This window comes from Streptomyces sp. iso_384 (genome assembly GCF_056172905.1).
Map to the genome: position 1 here is coordinate 2,179,698 of NZ_JBWBTT010000001.1, position 15,062 is coordinate 2,194,759.

13 protein-coding genes are annotated in these 15,062 nt (G+C 71.7%); 7 read left to right on the forward strand and 6 right to left on the reverse strand.

All coding sequences use genetic code 11. From position 1 onward, the window contains the following. The first annotated feature begins 44 nt into the window (after positions 1 to 44). Positions 45 to 254: a hypothetical protein gene (locus AC0VY3_RS09500; RefSeq protein ID WP_030080718.1), complete on the forward strand. Its 210-nt coding sequence runs from the start codon at positions 45 to 47 to the stop codon at positions 252 to 254. A 69-nt stretch (positions 255 to 323) separates the two neighbouring features. On the opposite strand, the gene AC0VY3_RS09505 is transcribed toward AC0VY3_RS09500, so the two are convergent. The 3 genes from AC0VY3_RS09505 to AC0VY3_RS09515 form a co-directional block, all read right to left on the reverse strand. Next, the gene (locus AC0VY3_RS09505) at positions 324 to 1,409 is read right to left on the reverse strand and encodes a S1C family serine protease (protein WP_475549412.1); all 1,086 of its coding nucleotides are present in this window, start codon (positions 1,407 to 1,409) and stop codon (positions 324 to 326) included. 138 nt (positions 1,410 to 1,547) lie between these two features. Continuing rightward, positions 1,548 to 2,240, reverse strand: coding sequence for a methyltransferase domain-containing protein (locus AC0VY3_RS09510; protein ID WP_181010910.1), 693 nt, complete (start codon positions 2,238 to 2,240; stop codon positions 1,548 to 1,550). A gap of 98 nt (positions 2,241 to 2,338) precedes the next feature. After that, positions 2,339 to 2,938 carry a DUF3043 domain-containing protein gene (locus tag AC0VY3_RS09515; RefSeq protein WP_030080682.1) on the reverse strand — a complete coding sequence of 200 codons (600 nt, stop codon included), beginning with the start codon at positions 2,936 to 2,938 and terminating at the stop codon, positions 2,339 to 2,341. Positions 2,939 to 3,277: 339 nt separating this feature from the next. On the opposite strand from AC0VY3_RS09515, the gene AC0VY3_RS09520 reads away from it, so the two are divergent. The 5 genes from AC0VY3_RS09520 (at position 3,278) to AC0VY3_RS09540 (ending at position 9,759) form a co-directional block, all read left to right on the forward strand. Next, a complete protein-coding gene (locus AC0VY3_RS09520) occupies positions 3,278 to 4,063 on the forward strand; it encodes a PspA/IM30 family protein (protein WP_103509776.1) in 786 nt (261 codons plus the stop codon). A gap of 10 nt (positions 4,064 to 4,073) precedes the next feature. Next, complete coding sequence (gene pspAA, locus AC0VY3_RS09525) at positions 4,074 to 4,352, forward strand: PspA-associated protein PspAA (protein ID WP_103509775.1); 279 nt, start codon at positions 4,074 to 4,076, stop codon at positions 4,350 to 4,352. Between the two features lie 56 nt (positions 4,353 to 4,408). Beyond that, the gene (locus AC0VY3_RS09530; protein WP_103509784.1) at positions 4,409 to 5,704 is read left to right on the forward strand and encodes a sensor histidine kinase; all 1,296 of its coding nucleotides are present in this window, start codon (positions 4,409 to 4,411) and stop codon (positions 5,702 to 5,704) included. Continuing rightward, positions 5,701 to 6,423 (forward strand): response regulator, encoded by a 723-nt coding sequence (locus AC0VY3_RS09535; RefSeq protein WP_475549413.1) that lies wholly within the window; start codon positions 5,701 to 5,703, stop codon positions 6,421 to 6,423. The genes AC0VY3_RS09530 and AC0VY3_RS09535 overlap by 4 nt, the downstream gene beginning before the upstream one ends. Before the next feature lie 180 nt (positions 6,424 to 6,603). Then, positions 6,604 to 9,759: an efflux RND transporter permease subunit gene (locus tag AC0VY3_RS09540; protein WP_475549414.1), complete on the forward strand. Its 3,156-nt coding sequence runs from the start codon at positions 6,604 to 6,606 to the stop codon at positions 9,757 to 9,759. Between the two features lie 1,511 nt (positions 9,760 to 11,270). On the opposite strand, the gene nadA is transcribed toward AC0VY3_RS09540, so the two are convergent. Beyond that, entirely contained in the window at positions 11,271 to 12,458 is a 1,188-nt protein-coding gene (gene nadA / locus AC0VY3_RS09545; RefSeq protein ID WP_078611128.1) for a quinolinate synthase NadA, read from the reverse strand. Between the two features lie 242 nt (positions 12,459 to 12,700). Between nadA and AC0VY3_RS09550 the strand changes: the two genes are divergently transcribed. Beyond that, complete coding sequence (locus AC0VY3_RS09550) at positions 12,701 to 13,057, forward strand: HesB/IscA family protein (protein WP_003969624.1); 357 nt, start codon at positions 12,701 to 12,703, stop codon at positions 13,055 to 13,057. A 102-nt stretch (positions 13,058 to 13,159) separates the two neighbouring features. Here the strand turns inward: AC0VY3_RS09550 and AC0VY3_RS09555 are convergent, their stop codons facing one another. Beyond that, positions 13,160 to 14,599, reverse strand: coding sequence for a hypothetical protein (locus AC0VY3_RS09555; RefSeq protein WP_475549415.1), 1,440 nt, complete (start codon positions 14,597 to 14,599; stop codon positions 13,160 to 13,162). Positions 14,600 to 14,796: 197 nt separating this feature from the next. Next, entirely contained in the window at positions 14,797 to 14,994 is a 198-nt protein-coding gene (locus AC0VY3_RS09560) for a hypothetical protein (RefSeq protein ID WP_030080661.1), read from the reverse strand. Positions 14,995 to 15,062 lie beyond the last annotated feature (68 nt).

A 15,062-nucleotide genomic window follows, 5' to 3' on the forward strand; every position in this document is an offset into this window, starting at 1 on the left:
GCCCGGCTAGGCTGCGGAGCAGCAACGCGACCCGGGAGGCTGGCATGGCGTGGACGTGGCGGTTCGAGAAGTCCGACGGTACGGAGACGGAGCCGGCGCTGCAGCCGGAGGAGTTCACCACCCAGGGCGACGCGGAGTCCTGGATCGGTGAGTACTGGAAAGAGCTCCTGGAGGGCGGCGCCGCACAGGTGACGCTCTTCGAGGACACCACCAAGATCTACGGCCCGATGAGCCTGCAGGCCGACAGCGCCTGACGCCCGGCCGACGGGAAGGGGCGGTACGGGAAACCCCGTACCGCCCCTGACTTCAGGTTCTTCAGGGGATCAGATCTCCCCGAGCGTGACCTCCGCCGTCCGGCTGTCGCCGTCGCGGGTGTACGTCACCGTCACCTTCTGGCCCGGCTTGTCACCCGCCAGCGCCTCCGAGAGCGTGGTGATCGTGGTGACCGGGGTGTCCCCGATCTTCGTGATCGTGTCGCCGGGCTTCAGCCCCGCCTTGTCCGCCGCACCGCCCCGGTCGACGCTGACCAGGGCCACCCCGGCCGGGCGGTAGTCGTCGTCGACGACCGTACGGCCGGTGATGTTCAGCGCGGCCCGGCCCGAGTCGGTGACCTTGCCGTCCTTGATGATCTGGTCCGCGACCGTCTTCACCATGGAGACGGGGATCGCGAAACCGATGCCCGGCGCCGCGCTGTCGCCCATCTGCGGGTCGGTCGCCGCGAGGGTCGGAATGCCGATCACCTGGCTGTCCAGATTGACCAGCGCCCCACCGCTGTTGCCCGGATTGATCGCCGCGGACGTCTGCACCATGTTGGCGATCGTCGCCCCCGTGCCACCGCCCGCCCGGCTCTCGCTCACGGTCCGGCCGAGCGCCGAGACGATGCCCTGGGTGACGCTGCTGGACAGACCGAGCGGCGAGCCCATCGCCAGCACGATCTGGCCCACCTCGACCTTCTCCGCGTCGCCGAACTTCGCGGGCTTCAGCCCGTCCGGCACATCGTCGAGCTTGATCACGGCCAGGTCCTGCTCCGGGTAGGAGGAGACCAGCGAGGCGTTCAGCACCGCCTCCCCGGTGGCCACGCTGACCTTGAACTTCTTCTCCTCGCCGACCACATGGGCATTGGTGACGACGTGCCCCCGGTCGTCGTAGACGACCCCGGAACCGAGGCTGTCCGAGGCGTCGATCTGCACCACCGACGGCAGCACATCGTTGATGACGGCCCGGTAGCCGTCCTGCAGATCGGCGGGGGCGCGCTTGACCGCACCCTGCGCCGTGCCCGACGCGGGGGCCTCGGGCGCCGGGGACGGCGCCGTACCGGAACAGCCGCCCGCCAGGGCGAGGGCGCAGACGGCAGCGGACAGGGGGATCAGCAGCCTGCGCGGCCGGCTGCGGGAGGGGGATGCGTCCATATCCGGAGTCTGGGCGCCGGCCCGTTCGGGTGCTCGTACTGATGGGCCGAACGGGACTGCTCAGCGGAAGTCGTCGGCGCGGTCCCGCGCCCAGGAACGGAAGGTGCGTGCGGGCGGCTCCGGGCCCGCCCACCGCTGCTAGCCGCGTACCCCGCACAGATGCAGCAGCGCCGCCACGCCCCGGTACGGGTCGGTCCGCCCGGCCCGGTCCTCCAGGGTCAGGATCCGCTCCAGCTCCTCGGCCGGCGGCTCCGCGTCGCTCTCCACGCCGTCGGTGAAGACCCGCACCCCGTACCAGGCGTGCAGCGGCGCGGCGATGCCCGCGAGCGTGGCCCGCAGTGCGCCGAGCCGGTCCGCGCGCACCGTGGTGCCGAGGTGGTCGGTGTACGTGGCGGTGTCGAAGGCGGTCAGGGCCGCGCCGAAGTCACCGGCGAGCCCCGGGCGCATCGCGAGCGCGTCCGCGTTCCGTACGAGCAGGGAGAGCAGGCCGCCGGGGGCCAGCATCCGGGCGAGCCCGGCCAGCATCGGGTCCGGCTCCTCGACGTACATCAGGACGCCGTGGCAGAGCACCACGTCGAAACTGCCGGGCAGGAAGTGCACACCGGTGTCCCGGCCGTCGCCCTCGATCAGCCTGACCCGCTCCCGGATGCCCTCCGGCTCGGTCGCCAGGGCCGCGCGGGCGCCCGTCAGCAGCCCTGCGTCGGACTCCAGGCCGGTCACCGAGTGACCGGCCCGGGCGAGGCGCAGCGCCTGGGTGCCCCGGCCCATGCCGACGTCCAGGACGCGCAGCCGCTGCCCCACCGGGAACCGCGCGGCTATCTGTTCGTCCAGCTGCCGTGCGACGAGCTCCCGGCGGACCCGGTCGCGTACGCCGACGGGACCTGCCGGGCACGCCGAAGAGACCTCGGTCGAGCCGGAGGTCTCCGTGCTCAGGGCCGCTCTCCGCGCTTGACCTGGGGCTTCGGAAGCCGCAGTCGGCGCATCTGGAGCGTGCGCATCAGGCCGTACGCCACGGCTCCGCGCTTCGGGGTGTCCGGGAAGCGCTCGCGCAACTGCTTCTTCAGGCGCAGCGACAGACCGATCGAGTCGATCACGATCAGGATGATCACGCCGAGCCAGAGCAGCAGCGAGATGCTCTGGATGTTCTGCACCTGGATCACGCTGAGGATCAGGATGATCACGGCGAGCGGCAGGAACCACTCGGCGATGCAGAAGCGCGAGTCCACGTAGTCGCGGACGAAGCGCCTGACCGGGCCCTTGTCGCGGACCGGGAGGTAGCGCTCGTCGCCCGACGCGAGCGCCTCACGCTGCCGGGCCAGGTCGGCCCGGCGCGCTTCGCGCTGGCGCTTCATGGCCGCCTTGCGGTCGGTCGGCGCCGAGGACGCGGCGCGACGGCGCTGCGACTGGGCCTCACTGCGCTTGGGGGTGGGGCGACCCTTGGGAGCCTGCGGGTCGCGGGGCTGCTGGGAGAGGTCCGCCGTCACCTTGTCGGTGGGGGCCTTCTCTGTCTTGGCACGGCTACGGAACACAAAACCCAAGGGTACGGGGTTCCCGCGCGGGCCCGTCGCCCCGGGCGGGAACGATCCGGCAACGGACGGCGTCCTCGGAAGTGTTCCGGCAGGTGGAAGCGGGTGGAGACGGGTGGATACGGGTGTTAACCGCCCGTTCCGGAGTACGTCACGGAGAGGTCCCCGGGCCTCACCTACACCCTGGGCGGGAGCGTTCTGCGGGTGCAGTCGTCCTTGGGGAGGAGCACATCGGCGTCCGAACAGTGCGGTAATAGAGGCAGGGCCCGTACTGTGGGTTCTATCGGGAGTGCTGGAGCTCAGTCCGTCAGAAGGGGGCGCGCGAAGCCCATGAGCGGTGTCATGAAGCGTATGGGGATGATCTTCCGCGCGAAGGCAAACAAGGCCCTTGACCGGGCCGAGGATCCGCGCGAGACCCTCGATTACTCGTACCAGAAGCAGCTGGAGCTGCTTCAGAAGGTGCGCCGCGGCGTCGCCGACGTGGCGACGTCCCGAAAGCGCCTGGAGCTGCAGCTGAACCAGCTGCAGGGCCAGTCGTCCAAGCTGGAGGACCAGGGCCGCAAGGCGCTGGCGCTGGGCCGTGAGGACCTGGCGCGCGAGGCGCTCTCACGGCGCGCGGCCCTCCAGCAGCAGGTCACCGACCTGGAGACGCAGCACACCACGCTGCAGGGCGAGGAGGAGAAGCTCACCCTCGCGGCCCAGCGGCTGCAGGCCAAGGTGGACGCCTTCCGCACGAAGAAGGAGACCATCAAGGCCACCTACACGGCGGCGCAGGCCCAGACCCGGATCGGCGAGGCCTTCTCCGGCATCTCCGAGGAGATGGGCGACGTCGGCCTCGCGATCCAGCGGGCCGAGGACAAGACGCAGCAGCTCCAGGCGCGGGCCGGCGCCATCGACGAGCTGCTCGCCTCCGGCGCCCTGGACGACCCGACCGGCACGGCGAAGGACGACATCGCCGCCGAGCTGGACCGGATCTCCGGCGGCAGCGACGTGGAGCTGGAGCTGCAGCGCATGAAGGCCGAGCTGGCCGGCGGCTCCTCGTCCTCGCAGCAGGCCATCGAGGGCGGCACGCAGGACAGCGCGCAGCCGTCGCAGCAGTCGTCCCCGCACAAGTTCGACAAGCAGTGAGGGCAGCGTCATGATCGTACGGATCATGGGGGAAGGCCAGGTCAAGCTGGCCGACAGTCACTTCGTCGAACTGAACGAGCTCGACGACGTTCTGCTCAAGGAGATGGAGAGCGGCGACGGCCCAGGCTTTCGCACGACGCTCCACGCGCTCCTGGATAAGGTGCGCGAGCTCGGCACTCCGCTGCCGGACGACTCCCTGGAGCCGTCCGAGCTGATCCTGCCGGCGCCCGACGCCACCCTCGAAGACGTACGCGCCATGCTCAGCGACGACGGCCTCATTCCCAGCTGAATTCCACGGGCCGGCCCCCGGCGGGCCCGTGGAGCGGCCGCGTACCGTTGCTGGACGTGACCACCCTCTCGTCCGGCTTCGCGCGCGCCCGCCGCTGGCTCCGGGACCATCCGCTGGCGTTCGACGCGGCCCTGGCCCTCGGCGCCCTCGTCGCGATGATCGGCGGCTCCTTCGCCGACCCGGGCACCGGACACGGGCCGACCTTCGGCACCCGCACCCCCGAACCCCTCAGCGTCCTCCTGATGGTGCTCTGCGCCCTCGCCCTGGTGCTGCGGCGACGGCGTCCGATGGCGGTCCTCGCCGCCACCGGGCTCCTCTCCGCCACCGAGTACGTCCTGGTGGACCCGCCGGCCCCGGTCGTGATGAGCGCGGTCATCGCGCTCTACACCGTCGCCTCGCGCACCGACCGCCCCACCACCTGGCGGGTCGGACTGCTCACCATGGGCGGGCTCACCGGGGCGGCGATGGTCTTCGGCTCGACCCCCTGGTACAGCCAGGAGAACTTCGGCGTCTTCGCCTGGACGGGACTGGCCGGAGCCGCCGGGGACGCCGTACGCAGCAGGCGCGCGTTCGTCGACGCCATCCGGGAACGCGCCGAGCGGGCCGAGCGCACCCGCGAGGAGGAGGCCCGCCGACGGGTCGCCGAGGAGCGGCTGCGGATCGCCCGGGACCTCCACGACGTGGTCGCGCACCACATCGCCCTGGTCAACGTCCAGGCCGGGGTCGCCGCCCACGTCATGGACAAGCGCCCGGACCAGGCCAAGGAAGCGCTCGCCCATGTCCGCGACGCCAGCCGCTCCGCACTCAACGAACTCCGGGTCACCGTCGGCCTCCTGCGCCAGCAGGGCGACCCCGAGGCGCCCACCGAACCGGCCCCCGGGCTCGCCGTCCTCGGCGAACTGGTCACCACCTTCCGCAACGCCGGGCTCCCCGTCGAGGTGGCCTGCGCCTACCGCGACCCGCTGCCCGCCGCCGTCGACCTGGCCGCCTACCGGGTCATCCAGGAGGCCCTGACCAATGTCCGCAAGCACGCGGGCGCCGGGGCCAAGGCCGAGGTGAGCGTCGTCCGGGTGGGCGCCACCGCCGAGGTCACCGTGCTCGACAACGGCCGGGGGAGCGCCGGCAGGCAGCCGGGCTCCGGAGCGGCCGGCACCGCGGCCGACGACGGCCTGGACAGCGGCGGCCACGGCCTGGTCGGCATGCGCGAACGCGTCACCGCGCTCGGCGGCGCCCTCACCGCCGGGCCTCGCTACGGCGGCGGGTTCCGGGTCCATGCGATCCTTCCCGTCGAGGCCCGCACGGGTGAACCGGAGCAGCCGGGCACAGCGGGCGGGACGGGGATCCGCCGATGACCCAGCCGACGCCCGAAGCCGGGGAGGCGCCGATCAAGGTGCTGCTCGCCGACGACCAGGCGCTGCTGCGCAGCGCGTTCCGGGTGCTGGTGGACTCCGAGCCGGACATGGAGGTGGTCGGCGAGGCCGCCGACGGGGCCCGGGCGGTGGAGCTGGCCCGCGCCACGGGCGCCGACGTGGTGCTCATGGACATCCGGATGCCGGGCACCGACGGACTCGCCGCTACCCGCATGATCAGCGCCGACCCGGAGCTGTCCGCGGTGCGGGTGGTCATGCTCACCACCTTCGAGGTCGACGAGTACGTGGTCCAGTCGCTGCGCGCCGGAGCCTCCGGCTTCCTCGGCAAGGGCGCGGAGCCGGACGAACTCCTCAACGCCATCCGGATCGCCGCGGCCGGCGAGGCGCTGCTCTCCCCGGCGGCGACCAAGGGGCTCATCGCCACGTTCCTGGCCCAGGGCGGCGGCGCGGGGGAGGGGCTGGGGCCGGACAGCGCGGAGTACGCGGAGCGGCTGGCGGCGCTCACCGGCCGCGAACGCGAGGTGCTGGTGCAGGTCGCGGGCGGCCACTCCAACGACCAGATCGCCGAGCGGCTCGCGGTCAGCCCGCTCACCGTCAAGACCCATGTGAACCGGGCGATGGCGAAACTGGGAGCCCGGGACCGGGCCCAATTGGTGGTAATCGCCTACGAATCGGGCCTGGTGCGTCCTCGCGCGGACTGACCGGGCGGCGGTACGGCGTACTCCGGCGTACTCCAGCTGCGGTATGCGCGGCATAAGAAAGCAGCCCGGGGGGCGACGTTTCGGCGACGCGCAGCGGAGATCGTAGGACTGGGCTGGAGGTGTCCCGCTATTTCCCTCCCCGCCCCTCTGCCGCGTACGCCACAGAAGAGAGACCCACCCATGTCCTGGCTGTCCAGATTCAGCCTCGCGCAAAGGGCCCTGATCGGGCTGATCTCGATTGTCGCGCTGGTCTTCGGCGCGATAGCGATCCCGCAGCTCAAGCAGCAGCTGCTGCCGACCATCGAACTGCCGATGGTCTCGGTGCTGGCGCCCTACCAGGGTGCGTCTCCCGATGTGGTCGAGAAGCAGGTCGTCGAGCCCCTGGAGAACTCCCTCAAGGCCGTCGACGGCGTCGAGGGCATCACCTCCACCGCCAGCGAGGGCAACGCCCTCATCATGGCGACCTTCGACTTCGGCGACGAAGGCACCAAGCAGCTCGTCGCGGACATCCAGCAGGCGGTGAACCGGGCCCGCGCCCAGCTGCCCGACGGCGTCGACCCGCAGGTGATCGCCGGTTCCACCGACGACATCCCGACCGTGGTCCTCGCCGTCACCTCCGACAAGGACCAGCAGGTCCTGGCCGACCAGCTCGACGCCACGGTCGTCCCGGCCCTCCAGGACATCGAGGGCGTCGGCCAGGTCACCGTGGACGGCGTGCGGGACCTCCAGGTCTCCGTCGTCCCCGACGACCGAAAGCTCGCGGCGGCCGGCCTGAACGCGGGCACGCTCGCCCAGGCCCTCCAGGCGGGCGGCGCCACCCTGCCGGCCGGTTCCTTCTCCGAGTCCGGCAAGAGCCGCACCATCCAGGTCGGCGGCGCCTTCACCTCGCTGAAGCAGATCGAGGACCTCCAGGTCGTCGCCAAGGACCCGGCGGCCGGCCCGGGCGAGCCCGGAAAGCCGGTGCGCGTCGGCGATGTCGCCGAGGTGAGGCAGGAGCCGTCCACGGCGGTCTCCATCACCCGCACCAACGGCAAGCCGAGCCTCGCCGTGATGGCGACGATGGACAAGGACGGCAGCGCCGTCGCCATCTCGGACGCCGTCAAGGACAAGCTCCCCGACCTCCGCAAGGACCTCGGCGCCGGCGCCGAGCTGACGGTCGTCTCCGACCAGGGCCCGGCCGTCTCCAAGTCGATCTCGGGCCTCACCACGGAGGGCGCGCTCGGCCTGGCCTTCGCGGTCGTCGTGATCCTGGTCTTCCTCGCCTCGATCCGCTCGACGCTGGTCACCGCGGTCTCCATCCCGCTCTCCATCGTGCTCGCGCTGATCGTGCTCTGGACCCGCGACCTGTCGCTCAACATGCTCACCCTCGGCGCGCTCACCATCGCCATCGGCCGAGTGGTCGACGACTCGATCGTGGTCCTGGAGAACATCAAGCGCCACCTCGGCTACGGCGAGGAGCGCCACGCGGCGATCATCACCGCGGTCAAGGAGGTCGCCGGAGCGGTCACCTCCGCCACCCTCACCACCGTCGCGGTCTTCCTGCCCATCGGTCTGGTCGGCGGCATGGTCGGCCAGCTCTTCGGCTCGTTCTCGCTGACCATCACCGCGGCGCTGCTCGCCTCCCTGCTGGTCTCGCTCACCGTCGTGCCGGTGCTGTCGTACTGGTTCCTGCGCGCGCCCAAGGGCACCCCCGAGGACGCGGCGGAAGCCCGCCGTCTCGCCGAGGAGAAGGAAGCGGCCAGCCGGCTCCAGCGGATCTACGTCCCGGTCCTGCGCTTCGCGACCCGCCGCCGCATCACCAGCCTCGTCATCGCCGTCGCCGTGCTGCTGGGCACCTTCGGGATGGTCCCGCTGCTGAAGACGAACTTCTTCGACGCCGGCGAGCAGGAGGTCCTGAGCGTCAAGCAGGAACTCGCCCCCGGCACCAGCCTGGAAGCCGCCGACGAGGCGGCCCGCAAGGTCGAGAAGGTCCTCCAGGAGGACAAGGGCGTCAAGGACTACCAGGTCACCGTCGGCTCCTCCGGCTTCATGGCCGCCTTCGGCGGCGGCACCGGCGCCAACCAGGCCTCCTACCAGGTCACCCTGAAGGACGCCGCGGACTACGAGGACGCCCAGGACCGTATCGACGAGGCCCTCGGCAAGCTCGACGGCATCGGCGACACCACCATCGCCGCGGGCGACGGCTTCGGCTCCCAGGACCTGAGCGTCGTGGTCAAGGCCGCCGACGGCGACGTCCTGAAGAAGGCCGCCGAGGCCGTCCGCACCGAGGTCGCCACCGTCAAGGACGTCACCGACGTCCAGAGCGACCTGGCGCAGAGCGTCCCGCGCATCTCCGTCACCGCCAACGACAAGGCGGCCGCCGCCGGATTCGACTCCGCCACCCTCGGCGGGATCGTCGCCGGAGCCGTACGCGGCACGCCCGCCGGCACCGCGACGCTGGACGACACCGAGCGCGACATCGTCATCCGCTCCTCCAAGCCGGCCGCCACCATGGCCGAGCTGAAGGCCCTGCCGCTCGGCCCGGTCGAGCTCGGTGACATCGCCGATGTGAAGGTCGTCCCCGGCCCGGTCTCGATGACCCGGATCGACGGACAGCGCTCGGCGACGATCACCGCCAAGCCCGTCAGCGACAACACCGGTGCGGTCAGCACCGAGCTCGCGAAGAAGATCGACGCACTGGACCTCCCCGAGGGCGCCACCGCCACCATCGGCGGCGTCACCGAGGACCAGAACGAGGCCTTCGGCCAGCTCGGCCTCGCCATGCTGGCGGCCATCGCGATCGTCTTCATGCTGCTGGTGGCCACCTTCCGGTCGCTGGTCCAGCCGCTGATCCTGCTGGTCTCCGTGCCGTTCGCGGCGACCGGAGCCCTGGCCCTGCTGCTCATCACGGGCACCCCGCTGGGTATCCCCGCGATGATCGGCATGCTGATGCTCATCGGCATCGTGGTCACCAACGCGATCGTGCTGATCGACCTGATCAACCAGTACCGCGCCCAGGGCCTCGGCATCATGGAAGCCGTCATCGAGGGCGGCCGCCACCGCTTCCGCCCGATCCTGATGACGGCGCTCGCGACCATCTTCGCCCTGCTCCCGATGGCGCTCGGCGTCACCGGCGAGGGCGGCTTCATCTCGCAGCCGCTGGGCATCGTGGTCATCGGCGGTCTGATCAGCTCCACGCTGCTGACCCTGCTGCTCGTGCCGACGCTCTACGCGATGGTCGAGCTCCGCAAGGAGCGCCGCGCCAGGAAGAAGGCCGCCAAGCGCGCGGCCAAGGCGGGGACGGCGGACCGGCCGGAGCCGGAGGAGGCTCGCGAGGCCGAACCCGCGCAGGCCTGATCCGGCAGCCGGACGGAGAAGCCGGACAGACCGGAGGGGCCTGTTCCACGCATCCGCGTGGGGCAGGCCCCTCCGGCGTACGGAGAGATCTCAGGCGTCCCCGCTCCGCTCCAGATAGGCGCCGAGCACCTGGAGGGAGTCGGCCAGCTCGCCCAGGACGGCGTCGCCCTGCTCCCGCAGGAGCTCGACGGCCTCCCGTGCCGGGACCGAGGCCTCCTTCGGACCTTCGGCACCGGCCAGGCTCCGGGCGAGGGTGCGCAGCGCGGCGGCGAGGCCCGGGCGGAAGGCCTCGGGTCGCTCCGCGACCAGCTCGCGGTGGAGGGCCACGCCTTCCCGCGCCACCCGGAGACCCGCCCCGGTGTCGCCCTCCTGGTTGAGTGACCGGCGAAGCCGTCCATGGCCGCGGCCAGCTCCGGACGGAACTCGGGCCGCCGGGCGGCGAGCAGGCGGAAGCGGCCGCGCGCCTCGTGGGCCGCTTCGACCGCCCCGGAGGTGTCGCTCACGGCCGCGCGACGGTGGCCGAGCGCGTGGAGAGCCGCGGCGAGCCGTGGAAGGAAGGCGTCCGGATCCTCCTCGGCGAGCCCCCGGAGGAGCCCGACCGCCTCCTCCGCCTGCGGCACGGCCGCCACGGTCCGCCCGGCGTCCGCCGGCCGCGCGGCGTAGTTCAGGAGATACTCCGCGAGCGCCGGGACGGACGCGCCCGGCTGTTGCTCCTCGACCAGCTCGCGCTGGAGCCGCACGGACTGCTTCACGAACGGCACGGCGGCCGCCGGGTCCCCGGTGTCGGCCACGCGGTCGCCCAGCGCGCCCATGGTCAGGGCCAGTTCGGCCTGGAAGTCCCCGGGGCGCTTCATACCGAGCTCGGCGTAGATCCGCGCGGCCTCCTTCGCCGGGGCCGGCGCGCCGGCGCGGTCCCCGGTGGCAGCGCGCAGGTGGGAGAGCCGGTGCAGGGCCGAGGCCAGGGCGGGCAGACCGGCGGGGTCCTGCTCGGCGGCGTCGCGCCGGTCGCGTACCTCTTGCTCGGCCCGCGCCAACACGCCGGCTTCCTCCGCACGCGCCTCATCGCCCGAACCCGAACCCGAACCCGAACCCGAACCCGAACCCGAACCCGCACCCGAACCCGCACCCGAACCCGAACCCGAACCCGCACCCGAACCCGAACCCGCACCCGCACCCGAACCCGAACCCGAACCCGAACCCGCTTCACGCGCCTCGTCGCCCACGCCCGCCCCACGGTCCTCGTCGTTCATGCCCGCCCCACCGTTCTCGCCGTTCTCACCCGCGCGAAGTTCGCTGCGGTGAGTAGCAGCGTCGTTACGCGGTGGTGCCATCGGCTGCCGTACGGAGGAACCGGCCGGACCGGAACCCGCCCACTCACCGGACCGCGGGAGCCCGGCACGGGAAAGCCCCGGCACACGGGAGCCCGGCAGGCGAAAGCCCCGGTACGCCGACCTGTGGCATACCGGGGCTCCAGGCGCTTCCTGCGGCTCCCGGCGGGGGAGCGGCGTCCGCTACGGCAGCGCCAGCATCCGCTCCAGGGCGAGCTTGGCGTACTTCTCGGTCTCCGGGTCGACCTCGATCCGGTTGACCAGCTTCCCCTCGGCCAGCGACTCCAGGGTCCAGACCAGGTGCGGCAGGTCGATGCGGTTCATCGTCGAGCAGAAGCAGACCGTCTTGTCGAGGAAGACGATCTCCTTGTCCTCCGCGGCGAAACGGTTCGCCAGGCGGCGGACCAGGTTCAGCTCCGTACCGATGGCCCACTTCGAGCCGCGCGGGGCCGCCTCCAGGGCCTTGATGATGTACTCCGTCGAGCCCACGTAATCCGCGGCGGCGACGACCTCGTGCTTGCACTCCGGGTGCACCAGCACGTTGACCCCGGGCATCCGGGCCCGGACGTCCTCGACCGACTCGACCGAGAAGCGGCCGTGGACCGAGCAGTGCCCGCGCCACAGGATCATCTTCGCGTCCCGCAGCTGCTCGGCGGTGAGGCCGCCGTTCGGCTTGTGCGGGTTGTAGAGGACGCAGTCCTCCAGGCTCATCCCCATGTCCCGTACCGCCGTGTTGCGGCCCAGGTGCTGGTCGGGGAGGAAGAGGATCTTCTCGCCCTGTTCGAAGGCCCACTCCAGGGCTCGTTTCGCGTTCGAGGACGTACAGATCGTGCCGCCGTGCTTGCCGGTGAAGGCCTTGATGTCGGCGGAGGAGTTCATGTACGAGACGGGCACCACCTGGTCGGCGACCCCGGCCTCCGTCAGCACGTCCCAGCACTCGGCGACCTGCTCGGCGGTGGCCATGTCGGCCATCGAGCAGCCGGCCGCCAGGTCGGGCAGCACGACCGCCTGGTCGTCCGTGGTCAGGATGTCGGCGGACTCGGCCATGAAGTGCACACCGCAGAAGACGATGTACTCCGCCTCCGGGCGCGCGGCCGCGTCACGGGCCAGCTTGAACGAGTCGCCGGTGACGTCCGCGAACTGGATGACCTCGTCGCGCTGGTAGTGGTGGCCGAGGACGAACACCTTGTCCCCGAGCTTCTCCTTGGCGGCGCGGGCGCGCTCCACCAGGTCCGGGTCGGACGGGGAGGGGAGGTCGCCGGGGCATTCGACGCCGCGCTCGCTCCTCGGGTCGGCCTCGCGGCCGAGCAGCAGCAGCGCGAGGGGTGTCGGCTGTACGTCCAGGGGCTGGGCCGTGGTCACGTCACGCACCCTTTCTTCTCTGCGTTCTGCTCTGCGCTTCTGCGAACGCGCCTTTTCGTCTATTTGACGCTATCTATCATAGCTGCTTCGTGTCACTTTGACGATGCCGATAGCGTCGATGTGACGCATCCCCCGGGCGACCGGGTGTGCGAGCATGAAAAGGAACAGACAAGCGCTTGGCCCGGAATGAATCCGCGGCCGAGGCGGTTGAACCGTCGGCAAGCAGTCCGTACAACCCGGGAGAGAAGCAGATGTCCGTATCGGACGAGACCACCACCGTGAGCGACGGCATCCTCCTGTCCGACGCCGCCGCCGCCAAGGTCAAGGGCCTGCTGGAGCAGGAAGGCCGCGAGGACCTGGCGCTGCGCGTCGCCGTTCAGCCCGGCGGTTGCTCGGGCCTGCGCTACCAGCTCTTCTTCGACGAGCGTTCGCTCGACGGTGACGTCGTGAAGGACTTCGACGGCGTCAAGGTCGTCACCGACCGGATGAGCGCCCCGTACCTGGGCGGCGCCTCCATCGACTTCGTCGACACCATCGAGAAGCAGGGCTTCACGATCGACAACCCGAACGCCACCGGCTCCTGCGCCTGCGGCGACTCCTTCAGCTAAACGCCGGGGGCGGGACACACGGCATACGGCGGCGGCCCCGGGAACCACTCCCGGGGCCGCCGCCGTACGTATGCCGCGTCGGCGCGTCAGTCACCGTCGGCGTCAGCCGCGCGGCACCGCACCGCCCGAGGCCGCGTCGATCACCGTACGGTCGCCCAGCGGCTTCTCCAGCGTCACCGTCCGGGTCAGCTCCTTGGCGATCATGATGCAGGCCTTCTTGCCCTCCTGCGGCTTCTCCGTGACCGAGATCCGGACCTGGCCCGCGCTCTCCTGGGCGCTCGCCGTGTACGTGCTGCACACACCGCCCCAGAAGGTCACCTCAAGGGTCCGCCCGTCCGCGCCGTACGAGGTCACCTTCCGGTCCCCGGAGGGCGTCGGCGTCTCCGGCTTCTCGATGAACTCCGGGTCCACGGCGACCTGCGTGACCGTGTGCTCGGGACCGCCCGGCGCCTGCCGGACCGTGAACAGCCAGGACGGCACCAGCGTCTGCCGGCCGTCCACGTAGTGCAGCGCCAGGCCGAACACCGCGTCCTCGACCGTCTGCGTCACCGGGGCCCGCTTGCCGTTCGACGGCACGCACTGCGGGTCCGACGGGGACTTCTGCTCACCCTCCAGCGGGACGGGGGTGGCGCAGCCGCCGATGTCACCGGAGGCGTCGCCCTTGCCCCGGCTCGCCGCGTTCAGCTGCTTCAGCGCCTCCTCCGCGCCGGCCGTCGGATAGGTGGCGCCCTTCTCCAGCGCCTTGAGGTGTCCGCTGCCGCCGGTCACCTTGCCGTCCGGGCCCACCTGGACCCCGGTCGACCAGCCGTACGTCGGCAGCCCGTCGATCTTCGGATCGGCGTTCACCACCCGGACGTCGCCCATCAGCTGGCCCGCGTTCAGCGCCGCGTCGTCCTGTCCGGCCGCCTTGAGCACCGGGACCGCGGCGGCCTTCGCCGCCTTCTCGCTCACCGGGTCGCCGCCCGGCTCCGTGGGCCCGTTCGCGCACATCTTCCCCGGCTCGCACGGCTCGGTGGGGGTGGTGCGGGCGAACGTCCAGGTGCCCGGCGCCTGCTTCGTCACCTTCAGGAGCGCACCGGGGCCGTCGTCGTCGCCGACGACCCAGGACGCGCCCTCGGTACGCGGCGAGCCCGGGATGCCCAGCGCCTTCGCCAGCCGGGCGACATCGGCCGACGCGACCGTGCCCTTCGCATGGTGGACGGCCGCCTCGTCCGGGCCGTCCGGGAGGTCGCCGTCGGTCCGGTAGGTCACGGGCGGGCCACCCGGATCCGGTTCACCGGGGGCGATGCCCGGGGGAGGGGTGTCGGAGGACGAGGCGGCCCGGTCCGGGCCGTCCGCGGCGGCGTCCAGGGCCAGCGGCGGTGCCTCGCCCTTGGCCGCCGCACCGCTGTCCGCCCTGCCGCCGTCGCCCGAAGCGGTCGAGGCCCAGTACGCCCCGCCGCCCCCGGCCAGCAGCACGGCCGCGGCCACCGAGGCCACCACGAGCGGCGGACGCCGCCGCCGGGGGCCGGTCACGTCGTTGTCGGGTCGCTCGGTGCTCACCGGATCGCTCCTTCGACTGCGTTGCCGTCGCGGTGCCTACCGCGTGCCCCCGGACGGGGACACCGATGGGACGGAACAGAGGAGCGTGCGGTTCCCCCGGCCGACGGCGGCCCGGACGCGGGCACCGTACGGTTCTCGCCGGAACCTGCAACGAAAGGGCCGAAACACGGTGTCGTCCGGCCCGGCCGGGTCCGCCCTCAGTCGCCGTACTCGGACATCGCGTCGATCAGCCGCGCCGACGAGGGCGGCACCGTCACCCCGTTGATCAGGGACGGCTTCACCGGAACCGGTGCGCTCTTCACCGGCGCCGTCCAGTGCGGAGCCATCCGCGCGCAGTCTCCGCGCAGTGCGGCCAGGCTCAATTCCGACTCGGGCAATGCGGTGTGCTTCGACATATCCGCACCGTAACCACGGTCGAGCTCAGGTAGAAAGCCCTACTATCAGGTAGTTTTCCCTTTTCCTG